Here is a 15736-nt window from a genome sequence, read left to right as displayed (position 1 = left end):
GGTGATGTGCGTGATTGATAACTCCTGAAGAGCCCTGGCGCCGGTTCCGGCGCCGCAGGTGATCCGGCAGCTCCTCGTCATCCATGTGACCAACGCGGCTACCGGCCGACCGGCGTTTTGGGCACGTTCGGGACCGACGAGAAAACCGCCATCCGCTAAGCGGACTCAGCACGTGCGCTTCTGGGAGAATCTCCCGAGCAGACATCGCAGGAAACTCACTCGACTCGCTGGCCCGGTGAACGGGCCGTCTTGCCGATGGCGGTACGGATCTGCGGCGCCAGTGCTTGCTGGTCAAGAAGGATCCGGAAGTGGGCCGCGCTGCCAGGGTGGTCGCCCAGGGCAGCCGCCATGAGGACTGCGGCTTCGCCGCGCAGGGTGAGCAGCCATGCGGCGATCACGTCCCGGGGCCGGTACTGGTCCCATATGCCATCCCATACGCACATGGCGCGCGCCGCCTCGTCCATGAGGTCCCAGGAGCCGGCTGCCGCGGCGAAGGCGGCGACCCGCTGGAGCCAGAGGATGGCGCGGTAGGCCTCGGGGTGCGGGATGCGACGCTGCTGGCCCGCCGCGTGAGAGCTCAGGGCTTCGATGAGCAGTTCCGCCTCGGCTGGCAGACGTACCAGTCCTTCGGCTGCGGTCTCGGGCTTGAGTTGAGTGAGCACGCCGACGTAGAGGTCCTGGTCCTCAGGATGGTCGGCGGTGAAGGACAGGAAGGTCTCAACGGGTCCGGGGTGACCGCTGTGGGCAGCGGCCAGCAAGGACTCGCCACGCTCTGCCGGAGTCAGCACCGGGCCGGCGAGCTTGTCCTGTATCAGCCGGCGCAGGTCAGCGGCTGTCTGGGGGCGACTGTGCGGGTCGCGGGCGGTCGCCGCGCGGACGATCTCCCTCCATGGCCCCGCAGCGGGCAGGAGCCGCTGCGTCATGACGGGGACGTCTCCCGTCAGCGCCCAGGCGATGACGCGACCGACGCCATAGATGTCCGCCGCCGGGGTGGCGTCGTGCGCGTTGATGAGCAATTCCGGCGCTGCAAAGCCGTCCGTGCCGACTTCTGCCCGAGTGCGGTCGGATGTGGTCTGTCCGCGAGGACGGCGTACGACGCCCCAGTCGCCGAGTCTCCACCGACCGTCAAACCGCAAGATATTGGAGGGTTTCACATCGCGATGCAGCCAGCCCTCGGCGTGGGAGTCATGTGCGACCTCGAGCACGTCGAGGAGTGCGTCCACCAGTTCCCTTAGCTGTGAGGGTTCCTGGAGCTGGTCGCGGCGGTCTTCGGCGGTGCATTCCGCCAACGGCATGACCAGCCATCCCTCGCCCGGGTTGGCGTCGAGGATTGGCATGTAGTTCGGGTGGGAGTTGAGGTCTTGGGCGACTTCGATTTCGCGCCGCATACGTGCCGCTGGCGTCTCCCGCCAGGAGAGGCGGCGCTTGAAGGCGACACGGACACCGGTGGCCTTGTGGGTGGCTTCGAAGATCTCCGCCTGGCCTCCGACCTTCATCGGCAATCGCTCCAGGGCGTAGTCCTTCCGCTGCCTGCGGGCGACACCCAGTACCGCCGCGTAGGGCCCCAGGGGAGCTGGTGGTTCACCAGGAGGAGTGTCCTGGCCAGGGCTGGCGGCCGCGTGGCCATCCGGACCGGTGTGATCGGGCCCAGTGCCCGCCCCCGGCCGGCCCCAGGCCGCTGTGACCAGCCGCTCGAATGCGGATGCTTCTGGCCGGGGTGTGTACTGTGAAGCCGGGTCATGCGGCGCTGCGTCCTCAGTGAGGCGCCGTGCCTCGTAGATGGGGTAGCCGCTGATGGCGCTTACGGGCGCGAAAGCGTAGCCGTCCCGGCGCACCAAGCTGTCCACGAGTTCGGCCAGAAGGGCAGCTTCGGCATCATCCGAGCGCACCTCGGGATGCACCATCTGCGACAGGAACCGCAGGAGGACGAGGTCCGGGCCGTCGTTCAGTCCGAACCGGTCGTCGGTGTAAATCCAGTCGTCCTCCCAGTCGTAGTTGTTGTAGCGGTGTTGTGTGATGTCGCCTTCGGCATCGTCAAACCGGTCGTCCGAGCTGGGCAGTTCGTCAAGGGCGTACAGGCGGCCGAGGAAGACGATCTCGTCGAGATCGCCGAACCATTGCACATCCCGGCTCTTCAGGTATTTGAAGAGCCTCCTGCGCGTGACCTGGGTGATGCGGCGCGCGTCAGCAGGGACGGACGCGGCCTGCGGGCCCGGAACAGCTGCGGTGGAGGAAAGTTGCAGGCGTAGATCCCCATCCAGAAGGTAACCGTCGTGCTCCAACGCTTCGCGTAGATCCTCCAGTTCCGTGGGATCGATCCCCTGAGCGCCGGACTTCTTGCTGTCGCGGTCGAGACGACGCAGGAGCGTCTCAAAGACGCGCAGCCCGCGGCGTGCATGCTCTTGGTCGGTCCAGTCGACCGAAGTTTCATAGGCGTCGAAGGTCTGCTGGCGGACTCCGCCTTGACGAGGGTTGGCTATCTCACTGCGCGCGAAGTTCTCCCCCTGCCAATATTCCGCAATCGCCGCGACGTACAGGCTGCTCATCAGCCGGCGCACAGCGTTGCGCGTAGCACGGGAAACAATCGGGCGATCAGCAGCCATGAGGGCACATTAGACGACCAGTCACACTGTCCGCGCATGGCAGAAAATCCGCGTCGGCATACCCCAGCGTGAGAGGGGACGCGAAGTGGGGAGCGCCGTGCATTGGCCGGGCGCACGGCGCAGTCCCCGTAGCCGAACCGCGCTCTACGGCTTCAGCCGCCCCTGGGCGCGGGCATCCTCGTAGACCGGCCTGATTCCGATCCGCTGGTGGAAGGTGTCGGCGAAGGCCAGCGCCGCATTCCACGCCCAGGCGGTGCACCCGTGGCCCAGGCACTTCTGCGGGAAGTAGGGGTTGGCGGAGTCGGCGAAGAAGGCATTCGGCTCGAAGTGCCGCTGGAGCAGCCCTGCCACGAGTGCGTGGGAGTCGGAGCTGCTGTCCGGTTCTCCCCTGTCCGCAGGGCGCATTCGCGGCGTGTAGTGGACCAATTCGTTGCGCAGCTTGCGCAGGAGGTCCGCGTCGGCGTACGTCTGGGTGCGGGGATCGAGCGGGGGCTTGCGGAGGACGGCCAGCGCGAGCCGGAATTGCGTGAGCGTAGGCAGTCTCTCCGCATCTTTGGCGATGGCGGCGATGCCCTGTCGGTCGACGGGATCCAGCCCACCGCGTCCGCCAGCCATCTCCAGGTTGTCCCGGCTGACGGTGGCGTAGAACTCGTTGATCGTTGCTTCAAGGAAGGAGAAGGAGGCGATCACCGAGCCGATGGCATAGGCCATGTGCTCGCTAGGACCTCCTTCACCAGTGGCGTCGGTCTTCTCTTTGGCTTCGAGGCGTCCGCATTGCTGCGAGAGGATGCATGCGGTCAGCGCCTGGTCGAGCGAAAAGTAGTGCCAGACAGTGATCTCCACGTCGTCCACCTGCTCACGGTATGTCCCGCGCGGTCGACCCGCAGAAGCAGCGCGGCTGCCCGGCCAGTCGTGGGTCGTCAGCACCGGGGTCACCCCCGAGCAATCGCACGGGTGTCAGCTGACGATGATCCACACCGACCGAGCTGGGGCGCCGCTCACCCTTGCGCCGGAAGGCCCGTCGTGCGCAGCCGAGCCACCATTTGCGCCGAGGTCGCGCGGGGCGCCTGGGTCGGCATCGTCGCCAGCAGACCTTCCCAGGCGTCGGGGAGTCCCGCGTCCACGGCCGCCCGGTACGCGGCGCATGCCTCGGGTGTCCGTCCCTGGTCCAGGTACAGGGCGCCGAGCGCGGCGTACGCCTCCGTGTCACCGGCTCCACAGCCGCGGACGTAGGCGCGCTCGGCTGCGTCGGTGTCGCCGAGCTGCTCGCGCACGCGGCCCAGTGCCGTCCAGGCGTCGGAGGCGCCCAGGTCGGCGGCCCGCAGTACCGCGCGCTCGGATCCGTCCCGGTCCCCGGCGCGTTCCCGCATCCGGGCCAGCGCGGACCAAGCGTCGGCCGCACCGCGCTCGGCCGCCAAGTCGGCGGCGAGCTCTGCGCCGCTGCTGTCCCCGGCGTTCTCTCGGGCTCGAGCCAGCATGATCCAGGCATCCAGGTCACCCGCGCGTGCCGCCTCCGCAGCGGCGCGCGCGGCGCCGGCGTCGTCACCGATTTCCTCCCGCGCTTCGGCCAGCGCGGTCCACGCCTCCGGATCGCCGGTGCGAGCCGCCTGGACAGCAGCCTCCTCGGCGCCCAAGCTGTCGCCGTCGGACTCGGCGAGCAGCGCCAGTTCGCGCCAGGCGGCGCCGACGCCCAGGGCCGCCGCCTCGCGATGGGCCGCGGCTGCCCCCGACCGGTCACCAGCCATACTGCGCAGCCCTGCCAGGAGGGACCACCCTTCGGGATGCCCCGCGTCCGCGCCACTGGTGGCCGCTCCCAGGGCTGACGCGCGGTCACCTCGGGCCCAGTACAGGCGTACCAGAGCCGCCCAGGCCGCGCTCACCCCTGTACCTGCAGCCCGCGTGGCGTGTGTGACCGCTGTTGCGAGGTCACGGGAGCGTTCGGCGACCTGCGCGAGCCCCATGTGCCCCCAGCCGTCGCCGGCCTGTGCCGCCTTCTCGAACGCCTCGGCTGCTGGCGCGCCTTGGGCCATCCGCATCCGGCCGAGCGTCCGCCAGGCCAGCGGTTCGCCCGCGGTCGCCGCCTGGGCCGCGACCGCGTCCGCCGCGGCCGGGTCCCCCTCCGCCTCACGGATCCGGGCCATGGCCGCCCAGGCCCACGCGTCGCCCGACTCTGCCGCGCGCCGATACGCGTCGTAGGTACCCGGCCCGTCGCCCTCCGCTTCCCTCAACACGGCGAGCGCCGCCCAGGCAAGGGGATCCGTCGCGGCCGTCTTCTCCGCGGCCTCTCGCCCATCGGTGGTCGCCCGCAGCACGGCCAGGGCCGCCCGGGCACGGACGTGCCCCAACTCAATCGCCCGCTCGTACAAGGGCGCGGCGCTTCCATAGCGACGCCGCTGTTCGGCGGCCCGGCCGAGAGCGTAGACGTCGTCGGCCGTCCTGGCCCAGCGCGCCCCGGACCAGAAGGCGGCGGGCGGCGCCCGGTGGGCACGGACCCGGCGGATGTGCTGTTCGAGATAGCCGTCAGGGCGATAGCTGTCCGGCTCGCCGACACCTGGCTCGTACCGCTCCGCGATCAGCGGAGCGGGGCCGCCCTCCGGTGTCGTCAGCGCCCCGATGGCGGCCGGGAACCATTCCTCGCCCGCGGTCGCACGCGCGGTGGAGTCCATGAATCCGGGCGCCGCCTCCCATAGCAGAAGCTTGGGCACGGCACTTGCGTGACCCAGCCTGCGTGCTTCCGCGGCTGCCGTCAGCACGGCGTGCTCGGGCGCCGTGAACCATTGATCCGGGCCCATCTCCCAGCGCCGCACAAACTCTGGTCCTACGGTGAGGTGTTGCAGTACGCGCTGACCGGGCCCGGCCGCCCGTACGGCTCCGGCGAAACGCGGATCGCGGGCGGCGGCTGCGGCGACGGCCGCGGGGTCACAGTCCAGCGTGTCCGGAACGGTGATCATCGCGTGGGGTCTGGTCAGCAGCGCGAAGGTGTGCGGAGCGCTCTCCAGACTGCTCTGGCGGTTCGTTAGGCGCCGCATGTGTTCTGGCCACAGGGTGCCCACCACCGCGAGCGGCGCCACCTGATCAAGTAGCCGCCCCAGCACTCGGGCGGTCCGCTCGCCGGCGACGCCGTCCAGATACCGCTGCGTCTCGTTGAGCCACAGCACGGTTCGCGGGTCGATGCCGTCGTCCTCGATCCACGCGGTCAGTTCCTCCGCGTCGGCGGGGAACAGCACAGGCCAGTCGGGCAGCACCACGGCTATCGCCTCATACAACGCACGGGTCTTGCCGCTCGCGGAACGGCCCACCAACAGCACGAGTGCCGCCTGGTGGGCGGCCGCCGTACGGGCCAACCGCTCGCGCAGGGTGGTGTCGTGCGGGCGGGTGAGGTACTCGGTCAGCGGCGGATCCACCGTTCCGTCCGGGCCCGGCGCGGGGTGGACGCCCAGGCGCACAGGGTCCCATTCCGCTGTGGTGCGCAGCCGAACCCCCGGCGCCTTCCCCGCGACCGCCCAGAGCGCCTGCACTTCCGCAGTCACCCCGTCGGGGTCCTCGCCGGCCGGCCTCGCGAGCGCCGCGGCGACGGACACCATGTCCCGGAGCGAGGCCGGCGGTGCGCAGGCCAGAACCTGCCTCACGGTGTCCTGCGCGGGCAGCCCCTCGTAGCCATCAGCGTCTGCGACGAGGGACTCGAGTGCTGGGCTGCCCGCGGCCCGGTACAGCGTGTGTAGCCGTTGCTGGAGGGCGTGCAGGGGCCCGGGCGGCAGGCGAGAGGGGGCAACAGAGTGAGCGCCCTCCGACCCGTCGCCTACGGTCCGCATCTCGTCGTCAGCCATGGACACCAAGCTCCCGGCCCAGGAATTCAACCGCGCGATCCACCGTGTCGAACATGTCAAACACTCTCGCCAACCCGGTTATCCGGAAAAACTTCTGGATTCTCTCCGTAGGCGCTACCAACGCGATTCCGCCATCCTGGGCGCGGACCCGCTTCAGAGCACCAACCACCACACCGAGTCCCGTCGAGTCGAAGTAGAAAGCCTCCGTCATGTCCAGGACCAGGAATATCCTTCCGTGGTTAATAAGATCGACCAGCAATTTACGCAAAGGCGGCGCGTCATAGACGCTCACCTCGCCCACGATTGTCACCACGGTGACGTACTCGGAAACGTGCTCGTACGAATGACCGCCCTGTGGGACGATGCGGCTCTCCTGATCCGCGATGGCGGCGCGCCGCTGCTCGACGCTCACCTCCGCGTAGGCGGCGGCGAGTGCCGAGACCGCGCTCGCCACAGTCTCGTAGGTACAGACGGCCTCGGCCCAACGATCAGCCAGAGATTCCCGCACCTGCTGGCTCGTCACGGCCAAGACGAGGGCCCCGCCCAGGACGTGCACCCGCGTCCGACCGCCGATCAGCACGCGCAGGACCGCGCTATCGATACTGTCCACCGCGCTCAGGTCGACGACCAGAATGAGCCGCCCGCTGTCGATGACCTCCAGCGTTGTGGAGCGCAGCGCTGGAGCTGAGGCGGCGTCCAGCACAACGCCCTGGCCTTCGCCTTCGACCCGCACGACAGTGATGCCGTCGGGCCCGTCCTCGTACGACATCTTCAGGTGCACCCGGCTCCCGTTCCGACTGCCCGGCGCGCCAGCGTGCCCCACGCATGGTGGACCAAGCGGACAATGTAGCTATCTCGTGCACTACGTATTTTATCCGGCAGGTACCAGCTATGCAGGACGCGAGAGCCCACGCCGGCCGCGGTTAGGAAGGCGTCCTGCGCGAGCGCGCGGGCGCACGGGTCCTGCCGCTCGCGGAACGGCCACCAGAGGTACAAGCGCCGCCGTACACCTGGGGCGCCCATCCCGCGCCGACCTAACCGCCGGCTTCTGCCTCGCGGTCGCCCAGAGAGCCTGCACCTCCGCAGCCACCCGGTCGGGGTTTCTCGGCGGCCAGCCTCGCAACCGCCGCGGCAACGGACGCCGTGTCTCGGAGCGAGGCCAGGGGTGGTGTACAGGCCAGGGCCCAGTCGCCTGCGGCCCGCCTCGCGTCGTCAGCCATGGGCACCAAGCTCCCGGCCGAGGAATTCAATCGCGCGATCCACCGTATCGAAGATGGGAAACACTATGGTCAGCCCATTGATTCGGAAAAACTTCTGAATTCTCTCCGAAGGCACCACTAGTGCCAATGCCCCATCATGGGCACGGATCCGCTTCAGAGCACCAATCAGCACACCGCTTCCCGTCGAGTCGAAGAAGCTGATCTCCGTCATGTCCAGGACCAGGAACATCCTTCCGTGGTTAATCAGGTCGAGCAGTAGTTGGCGCAAGAGCGGCGCGGTATAGACGTTCACCGAGCCCATGAGCGTGACCACCGTGACGTACTCGGAGACGTGCTCGTACCAATGGCCGCCCGGTGGGAAGCTCTCCTGATCCGTGATGGCGGCGCGCCGTTGCTCGACACCTCTCTCCGCATAGTCGGCGGCGAGTTCCGTGACCGCGCTCGCCACACTCTCGTAGGTACCGATGGCCTCGCCCCAACGATCAGCCATAGATTTCTGCACCTGCTGGTTCGTCACGACCAAGGCGAGGGTCCCGCCCAGGACGCGCACCCGCGTTAGACCGCCGATCAGCACGCGCAGGACCGCTCCATCGATGGCGTCCGCTGCGCTCAGGTCGACGACCAGAATGAGCCGCCCGCTGTCCATGACCTCCAGCAGTGTGGAGCGCAGCGACGTAGCGGAGGCGGCGTCCAGCACGACGCCCTGGCCATCGCCTTCGACCCGCACGACAGCGATGTCGTCGGGTCCGTCCTCGTACGACACCTTTAGGTGCACCCGGCTCCCGTTTCATGCCGAGTGCTCGGCGAACCAGCGTGCCCGACGCCTGGTGAGCCAAGCGGACAATATAGTCATCTCGTGCACTACTAATTTTATCCGGCGCGCAGGTGCTACGCAGGGCGTGAGAGCGCGTGCCAGGCCACGGTAAGAAAGGCGTCCCGGGCGATGGCGTGGGCCACGGGTATTGCCACTCACGGACCGGCCCGCCAGCAGCACAAGCGCCGCCGTCCATCCCGCGCCGACCGACCCGTCGGCTTCTGACCGCGACTGCCCAGAGCGCCTGCACCTCCGCAGTCACCCCCAGTCGTGATCTGACCGGCCATCCTCGCAAGCGCCGCGACGACGAACATCACGTCGCGGAGCGAGGCCAGCGGTGTCCGCCTCGGTGTCCTGTGTGCCGGCTCCTGCGGGCGAGCAGACTCTCGATCCGGACTGCTCTGAGCCCGGTACAGCGAACGCAGCCTTTGCTGCAGCGCGCACGGCCCAACGACAGGCGACGCAGTGACGGGGCGAGCGTCCCCCGCCGGGTCGCCCACGATCGGCCACTCGTCGTCAGCGAAGGTCGCCATGCATCCATCGGCCGAGGAATTCGACGGCGGGGTCAACCGTGTCGAAGATGGGAAACACTTTGATCAGCCCAGTAATCCGGAACACTTTTGCAAGGATTTCGTGAGGCACCACCAGTGCCATCATGCCGTCGTGGGCACGGACCCGCTTCAGGCCACCTGTCACCACACCTAATCCCGTCGAGTCGATATTGGTGACCGCCGACAGGTCTAGTACCAGGAACCACCTTTCGTGGTTCACCATGTCGACCAGCAACTGACGCAGGCCTGGAGCCGTGTACACGTCCAACTCGCCCGCGAGCGTCACCACGGTGACGTACTCGGAAACGTGCTCATACGACATCTTCAGGTCCACCCGGCCCCGCTTCTTGCCGACTGCCTGGCGCGCTCGTGCGCTCACGACTGGTACACCCAGCGGAAACTCTGATGTTTCGGGCATTAGGGATCTTATCTGGCGACCATGCGTTATGCAGGGGCGAGAGCCGCGCGGGCCGCTCTCAGGAATGCCTCCTGCGCGGCGGCGTGCCGGGTTCCGGGAGCGTTGGCGGCCACTGCGTTGCGGAGGTTCTCCGCCGCCGCTGCCACAGCTTCGGGGCCTTCAAGGAGTACGACGTTCAGTGGCTCGGCTAGTGCGCTCACAGCGGCGTCGTACTCCCGCCGCCGCGGGGTCTCGTCCGCGGTGCCGATGGCGCCCTGCCAAGCTGTGAGTGCCTGATGGGCGCTGTCGGCGCGGCTCAGGTACGTGACGTAGGCGGCCCGCCGCACTGCCCGCTGGGTCGCGAGCGTCTGTTCGGTGAGGGTTCGGCGGGCGACGTCGAGTTGGGCCGTGGCCTGGAGTTGTCCGGAGTCCCAGGCGGCGGCTGCCTGTTGCCGGCCGGCTTCCCAGGCGGCCTCAGCTTGGCGTTCGCCTGCCGCCCAGGCTGCTGCGGCCTGGCGTTTGGCGGCAGCGAGGGTGAACACACCGGTCAGCGCTCCGCCGCTGACCGCGGCCCCGGCAGCAATCAGCGCCGTCGCCACGGCCTCGTCCACGTCAGGCGCCCAGCTCCGCGAGCACCACGGACCTGGCCTCCTCCTGGATCCGGCGCCTGAAAGAAGATCTCACCATGCGGTACTGCTAACGGATCCAGCTCCTTGCGCCGACGCCGCCTCGCCGTACCAGCGCAAGCATTCATTCCCACGGCCGCATGCCGGCCCAGCTCGTCGTCGTACCTGCCCGCTAGCCGTTCCGCCATAGAACAGGCTGTGAGCGATACAGCGAGCAGCTCCTCGCCGACTTCCGCGACGAACTCCTCAGGCGGCATTGGCCACCGGTCACCGTTTTATCCGTGTCATACGGCGAGGAGGGCGGGGCGGCAGTACCAGACGAGGTGCTGGCCGCGGTCGGCGAGGAGGTCGTGTCCGTGTGACGGGGCTCCTTGCCGTACGGGTGTGACAGCGTGCGCGTATTGCTGCTCAGTTGCGCCGCTGCTCCTCGGGCACGCGACTGCCCGCGACCTCGTGATTGGTGGCGACGTCTATGCCAAAAGCCAGGGGCCAGGAGGGTGAGGGGGGTGTGCTCATGCTGCGGCGGCTCCGCGGGTGTGTGTCGGGATGGCACGACCAAGGACGTGCTGGCGACCGGTTCTGGTTCAGGTAACGGCCGTGACGGCGCCACCGAGGCCTGCCACTTCTCGGCACCCGAGGTAACCGAGGCCGTCAGCCGTTTCCCTGCTCCCGGTCGGCTACTCGGCCGACCGGGAGCGCGTCGGCGTGGGAGGTTTCATCCGCAGCAGGCAGAGAACGCCCGAACCGCCCGCTTCGCCGTCACGGCGTTCGTTGCTTGAGCGGCTGCGCTTGGAGCAGTGGCAGCCACTGTGAGGGGAGGGCTTCTTCGGCCTGGAAGATTTCCGCGAGTTCGGTGGGGGACAGCGCGGTGATGGTGCGGGCGCGGGCGGTGTGCCAGGCCCGGACGAGGCGGTCGAAGATTGTCAGTACTGCGGGTGGGCGTACGAGGTAAAGGTGGTCCGCGGCGATCATGTGTGCGGCGGGAAGCACCTTCGGCTTGGGGGACATGAGCAGGGTGATCGATCCGCTGGGGGCGGACGTTTCGCGTTCGGCTTCGGTGTAGCTGAGGTGGCCTTGGGCTTGGCGTACGTTCTCCGGGCTCACCTCGCCGGTGGAGGTGGCTTCGCTCTTAGCTTCCCAAATGATCCATCGGGTGTCGTCGAAGATCCAGACGGCGTCCGGGGAGGCGGGTTTGAGTGTGTCGTCCTCGGCGTAGCTTTCCGACGCGCCGGCGAGAGTGCCGAGGCTGACCAGTCCGGCTTCGTAGGCCGTGAATTCGGTACCGGCGAGGCCGGTGCGCGCCTGAGCGATGGTGTGCTCGAAGCCGTGGGCGCGGTGGAGTTCGGTGCGGGCGATGATGCCGCGCATAGCGGCCTCGTCGAGGGGGTCGAGTTCGCCGAGAGCGGGTGCGTGGGCCTTGTCGCTGGGGGCTACAAGGTGGGCGAGGAAGTTGCTGGTCTGTCCCTTTCGCTGGAGGTCGCGGTAGTAGCGGGCGCCGGTGTCTCGGTGGGAGAGGTCTTGAGTCTGGCGGGCGAGGCGTTCGGCGATGCTGTAGCCGAGGTAGTTCCACAGTGCCGCGTAGCGCTGTGGGGTGCGCTGTCCGGTGAGCTGGTCGAGGACGCGTTGGACGGCAGTCAGGGCCCAGTCCAACTGGTTGTTCCAGAGGGCCTCCCAGGCCGCTACTTCGAAGCGGGCTGCCTTGCGCAGTTCCCCAGCGCTCGGGGCCACGGTGCGCGTGTACGTCTCGCGGTCGGCGACAATGTCGCTGTCGACGTCGGCCCAGTCCTGGCCGTGCTCCCGGAAGACGGCGAGGTTGTCGAGCATCTCGCTGGAAGGAGTGTTGAGGCTGTTGCGCCGTCCGAACTCGACTTCGGCCCGGACTTCAGGATGCAGGGAAGCTTGAACGTCGAGGCCGGACAGGTAGGAGGTCAGAGACCGGCCCAGGACGATGACGGCCGCCCAGTCCTTGTTGTTGCGGGTCGCACGGCCTGAACCCTGCACGATGCGAGCGCGGATACGTTCCTGGAGCACCTCCAGGGCGCCAAGTGACTCGTGCAGGAACCGTTCCTGCAGGTCTCCCTTGGCGGGCAGACCGGCCAGAACGACCAGGCGGCAGTCGTCGTCGGGGAGGTCGATGCCGTCGTAGCGGTTGGTGAGGAGAAGGACTGCCTTGTCCTTGGAAGTGAATGTGGTCAGGTCGTCCTCGACGTCGCCGGCCTTCAATACGGGATGGGTCTTCGGCAAGTAGCGCGTGAAGGCATCCGCGGTGCGGCCATCAGGGGTCAGCACGACAGCCCGGCCTGCGCTATCGATGATGCCTGATACGAAGGCGGGCACGTTCTTCGGAGCTGCCGACAGGTCGTTAGTAAGTTCGGGAAAGAGGAAAAATCGTCGCCCGGTACCTTCTCTGTCCCACCCCTTGGGGACTGGAATGCGGGCGATCCTCTTCCGTCCGAAGGAGCGCTCCAGTTCACCGCCGTCACCGAGAGTGGCACTCATGTAGATGCGCCGGGCAGGATCGCTGAAGGGCCGGTGCTGCATCGTCGGCGGGATCAGCGGCCGGATGAGGACCTGTCCGTAAGAGACGTACACCAGACAACGGTCGAGGTGCCCCTGCAGAAGCCTCCAGACATGCGTGGCACTCGTACTCAGCTTCCCTGCGCCAGCGGCCGCCCCGACTACTCGCTCCAGAGCCACGCCTTGTTCAGCGACACCAATCGGCGAGGCAAGGTACACGTACGACGACTGAGAGTTGTCCGGATCTGGGGCACGCAACCGTGTGCACACCAGAGGATCCAAGGCCGACTCGAGCACGGAAAGCACGTCAAGGTAGGCGCTCTCCGCGGAGGTTCGTGAGATGCCCAGGCTCCACGGGCTGGCGACGTACCCCTCGGCCGCGTGCGCGTCGTCCAGGACCAACATGTCGGCGTCATCGAGGGCGGGGTTCGAGTTGAAGACGTGACTGTAGACGCTGACGGCAACGGCTTCGCCCGCCTCGTACTGTGCCTGGTGGGCCTGGTTCCACGTTTTCACAGGATTGACGAGCAGGACATTAGGGATGCCGTATTCGTCGAACTTTGCAGCGGTCTGCCGGGCCAACTGCCGGGTCGGGCACAGATAGGCAATGCGCTCCCTGTACTTCCTTCGCCGGTACTCACCAATAAGGCCACCGACGAGAGTCTTCCCAGCACCTGTCGGCAACTCGATCGCCACGTCGGGCTCGTCCGACATATTCGCATGCCAGTCTCGGAGGATGTCTTGCTGATGGCCCCACACTGCCGCGGGTCCCCGATTTGTGACAGCCAGGGCCCGGTACAACTCTTCCGGATCCTTAGGCATCGCCGCATCAGCCGACTTACGCTTGAATGCCAAGACTCACTCCATCCCCCAGCCGAGCCAGAAACTGGCCCAGCCGTAATCGGATTCTCTTCGGGAAATCACCCACCCCACCGAAGAGATATCGGAAAGCTTTGCCAACAGCGGCTACTAGCCGACTGCGTGCAGCGCGCCGCGGCGTGCTGCGACGGCCTTCTTCTGCTGTTCGCGGGCTTGGCGCTTCTGGGCGAGCTGGTCCTGGTACATCTTCACGGCCTCGTGGTACCGCTCGACGAAGTCGGGTGCGTTGAGGCGTTCGGCGGGATCCATGTCGGCGATGGCCGCGGCGCAGTCGGCCGGGGAAAGGTAGCCGGCGAGCATGGCGTTGAGTTGATAGACGCCGTTGCGCTGCTTTTTGACCAGCTGCGCCAGGTCGAGGTGCCGGAGTGCTGCGGTGACGGCGGGGCGGCTGATGTCGAGCTTGCGCGCGAGGTCGGCCTGGTCGATCTCGATGCGGCCGCCGGCCTCGCTCAGGGCACGCATCTTCAGGAGCGCCCTGGTTGCGGTTGTCGGCAGGTCCAGGTCTGCGACGACACCGTCGGCGTTGACCAACGCGTAGCGCTTCGAGCTGACAGTCACTGCGCCATCCCCTCCTCTGCTGCACCAGGCAGCTCCCACAGGCCGTCGGTAGGCTCTTCAGCCGCCTGCCGGGCCTTCCTTCGCTCGTTCCGTCGTTCGGCCCGCTGGGCGCGCATCTCTTCCACTGCGCGCCGCAGGTGATCCAGTGACGGGAACCGCACCAGTTCGGGCAGCGAGGTGTCGCGACGGACTTCATTCAGGACTTCATCCTGCTCTACCCGCACGTACTTCTTTCCACCGTCCATCGTGCGAACGAGCTCGCCGATCCGGTACGAGTATGGCGGGTTGAACTGGTAGACGCCTCTGGACCTCTTGAAGACGATCCCATGCGTCATGATCTCTTGGAGCGCCTCGTTGACCGCCTGGCGGCTGACGTCCAAGACCTTGGACATCTCCTCCTGGGTCAGCTCGATGCGTCCGCCAGCGCGCTGACAGGCGATCAGCAGGAAGATGAGGCGCAGCGGCAGCGCCTCACGGAAGTACTGGCTGATGACGAGGAAGAACTCCAGGCTGTCCAGGGCAAACGCGTTGGGGTTGTCCTCGCTGCTGTACATCTCCAGCGGTGCGCGCTTGCGGCTGAGCGCCAGGTCTCGGTCTGGGAACTGGCGGGCCAGGTCGTCCAGGCTCCGTACCGGCGCCAGAGTTGCGTCGAAGGCAGCCAGTGGATCAGAGGGATCGTGCTCCGCCGGCTTCGGTCGCGGAGCGGCTTGGCGGCGCCTCGGCTGAGCGGATGACACGTGGCTGCTCTCCCACTTTCGGATTTTCGACAGCGGCAAGTATGTCAGCCCTGCTGACTTGCATGTCGGCACCCCTGACATTCGGCGCGCCGTGTGTCGCCCCTGGGGTGACACAACTCCGCGAACCGGTCTCGAAGCATCGCCAGGGACCCGCGCACCGCTCAAAATGTCAGCTCGGCTGACATTTTGAAGGCGACCGATGTCAGCTCAGCTGACATTTAGGGTGGGTTCCGTCTCGCCACGGACGACGCTTCGAAGTTGATCTGTCGTCTCTGGCCCTGCAGAGCTCGCATACCCATAACTCTCTGACCTGCGACTATCTGCCCACTCTCCTATCTGAGGTGTCACCTCGTGGTGGGTATGGACGTGCCACCAACATGCAATGGACCTCAAGCCCGACGCCGGCCTCTCGCTGCTGACGAGTCGTGTCCTGCACAAGCGCCAGGCAGACATGTCCCTATGCAGCCCGCCTCCGTGACCCGGAAGGCACCCGGGACAGGCAAGGCGCGAGCCGGGAGCCCGGAGGGCTCCTCTCCCCTCCTCCAGCTCCTTGCCCTTCCCTCTCTCCTGCCCCCTCCTCCACCCCATCCCCGGGCACCCGCTTAGCCGAAGCCAGCCCAACCCACCACCCTGAACGGGCAATAGGGCCCCGGAGGGGCCCTATTGCCCTCTCCTCGTATTCCGTGATTTACTTTTTCTCACGGAATACAATTCAAGTCCCCTCAGTTGTAGGGGAATCGGAGATGACCCTACAACCCGACTACGGAAAAGGGTGCATGACGAACCCTCAACCCAAACCCCAACTCTCCACCCCCACAATCAAAATCGACACCCGAAATTGTGCCGGAGGCACAAATCCCCTCCCTTTCGCTTTTCGTGCCGGAGGCACCCAGAGTTATGGAATGGCCGGAGGCCAATTCCATAACCTCCCCGCCGGAGGCGGGCAATTCGCGCGGGGACGCGCGAAACGGAGCGAAGCGGAGTATTCGGCTGGCGGAGGCAAAAGC

Annotated in this window: 10 protein-coding genes and 1 pseudogene; all 11 read right to left on the bottom strand. The window is 67.2% G+C overall.

The features are described from left to right. Window positions 1–215 precede the first annotated feature (215 nt). The 11 genes and pseudogenes from QQM72_RS27500 to QQM72_RS27445 all read right to left on the bottom strand — a co-directional run bounded on the left by QQM72_RS27500 (window position 216) and on the right by QQM72_RS27445 (window position 14729). A complete protein-coding gene (locus QQM72_RS27500) occupies window positions 216–2603 on the bottom strand; it encodes an AbiJ-related protein (protein WP_314223524.1) in 2388 nt (795 codons plus the stop codon). A 144-nt stretch (window positions 2604–2747) separates the two neighbouring features. Continuing rightward, window positions 2748–3455: a hypothetical protein gene (locus QQM72_RS27495; protein ID WP_314223523.1), complete on the bottom strand. Its 708-nt coding sequence runs from the start codon at window positions 3453–3455 to the stop codon at window positions 2748–2750. A 146-nt stretch (window positions 3456–3601) separates the two neighbouring features. After that, a complete protein-coding gene (locus QQM72_RS27490) occupies window positions 3602–6232 on the bottom strand; it encodes a hypothetical protein (protein ID WP_314223522.1) in 2631 nt (876 codons plus the stop codon). 190 nt (window positions 6233–6422) lie between these two features. Continuing rightward, window positions 6423–7211 carry an anti-sigma factor antagonist gene (locus QQM72_RS40950; protein ID WP_399078821.1) on the bottom strand — a complete coding sequence of 263 codons (789 nt, stop codon included), beginning with the start codon at window positions 7209–7211 and terminating at the stop codon, window positions 6423–6425. Window positions 7212–7642: 431 nt separating this feature from the next. Beyond that, window positions 7643–8029: an anti-sigma factor antagonist gene (locus QQM72_RS27475; RefSeq protein ID WP_399078925.1), complete on the bottom strand. Its 387-nt coding sequence runs from the start codon at window positions 8027–8029 to the stop codon at window positions 7643–7645. A gap of 120 nt (window positions 8030–8149) precedes the next feature. Next, window positions 8150–8413, bottom strand: a pseudogene (locus tag QQM72_RS27470) (STAS domain-containing protein); the annotation flags it as partial. Window positions 8414–8980: 567 nt separating this feature from the next. Further along, complete coding sequence (locus tag QQM72_RS27465) at window positions 8981–9349, bottom strand: STAS domain-containing protein (protein ID WP_314223693.1); 369 nt, start codon at window positions 9347–9349, stop codon at window positions 8981–8983. A 110-nt stretch (window positions 9350–9459) separates the two neighbouring features. Then, window positions 9460–10023: a hypothetical protein gene (locus QQM72_RS27460; RefSeq protein WP_314223521.1), complete on the bottom strand. Its 564-nt coding sequence runs from the start codon at window positions 10021–10023 to the stop codon at window positions 9460–9462. A 774-nt stretch (window positions 10024–10797) separates the two neighbouring features. Then, window positions 10798–13377 (bottom strand): DEAD/DEAH box helicase family protein, encoded by a 2580-nt coding sequence (locus QQM72_RS27455; protein WP_314223692.1) that lies wholly within the window; start codon window positions 13375–13377, stop codon window positions 10798–10800. 147 nt (window positions 13378–13524) lie between these two features. Further along, window positions 13525–13992, bottom strand: coding sequence for a MarR family transcriptional regulator (locus tag QQM72_RS27450; protein ID WP_314223520.1), 468 nt, complete (start codon window positions 13990–13992; stop codon window positions 13525–13527). After that, complete coding sequence (locus tag QQM72_RS27445) at window positions 13989–14729, bottom strand: hypothetical protein (protein ID WP_314223519.1); 741 nt, start codon at window positions 14727–14729, stop codon at window positions 13989–13991. The genes QQM72_RS27450 and QQM72_RS27445 overlap by 4 nt, the downstream gene beginning before the upstream one ends. Window positions 14730–15736 lie beyond the last annotated feature (1007 nt).

The sequence above is a fragment of the Streptomyces zaehneri genome (genome assembly GCF_032248645.1).
GTDB lineage: Bacteria > Actinomycetota > Actinomycetes > Streptomycetales > Streptomycetaceae > Streptomyces > Streptomyces coriariae.
Note: the sequence above shows the minus strand (reverse complement) of the source record. Positions and strands in the feature narration are given on the sequence as shown.

Excerpts from the sequence above, each read along its gene's own strand:
- QQM72_RS27500 (WP_314223524.1), bottom strand. The coding sequence starts at position 2,603 with ATGGCTGCTGATCGCCCGATTGTTTCCCGTGCTACGCGCAACGCTGTG.
- QQM72_RS27455 (WP_314223692.1), bottom strand. The coding sequence starts at position 13,377 with ATGCCTAAGGATCCGGAAGAGTTGTACCGGGCCCTGGCTGTCACAAAT.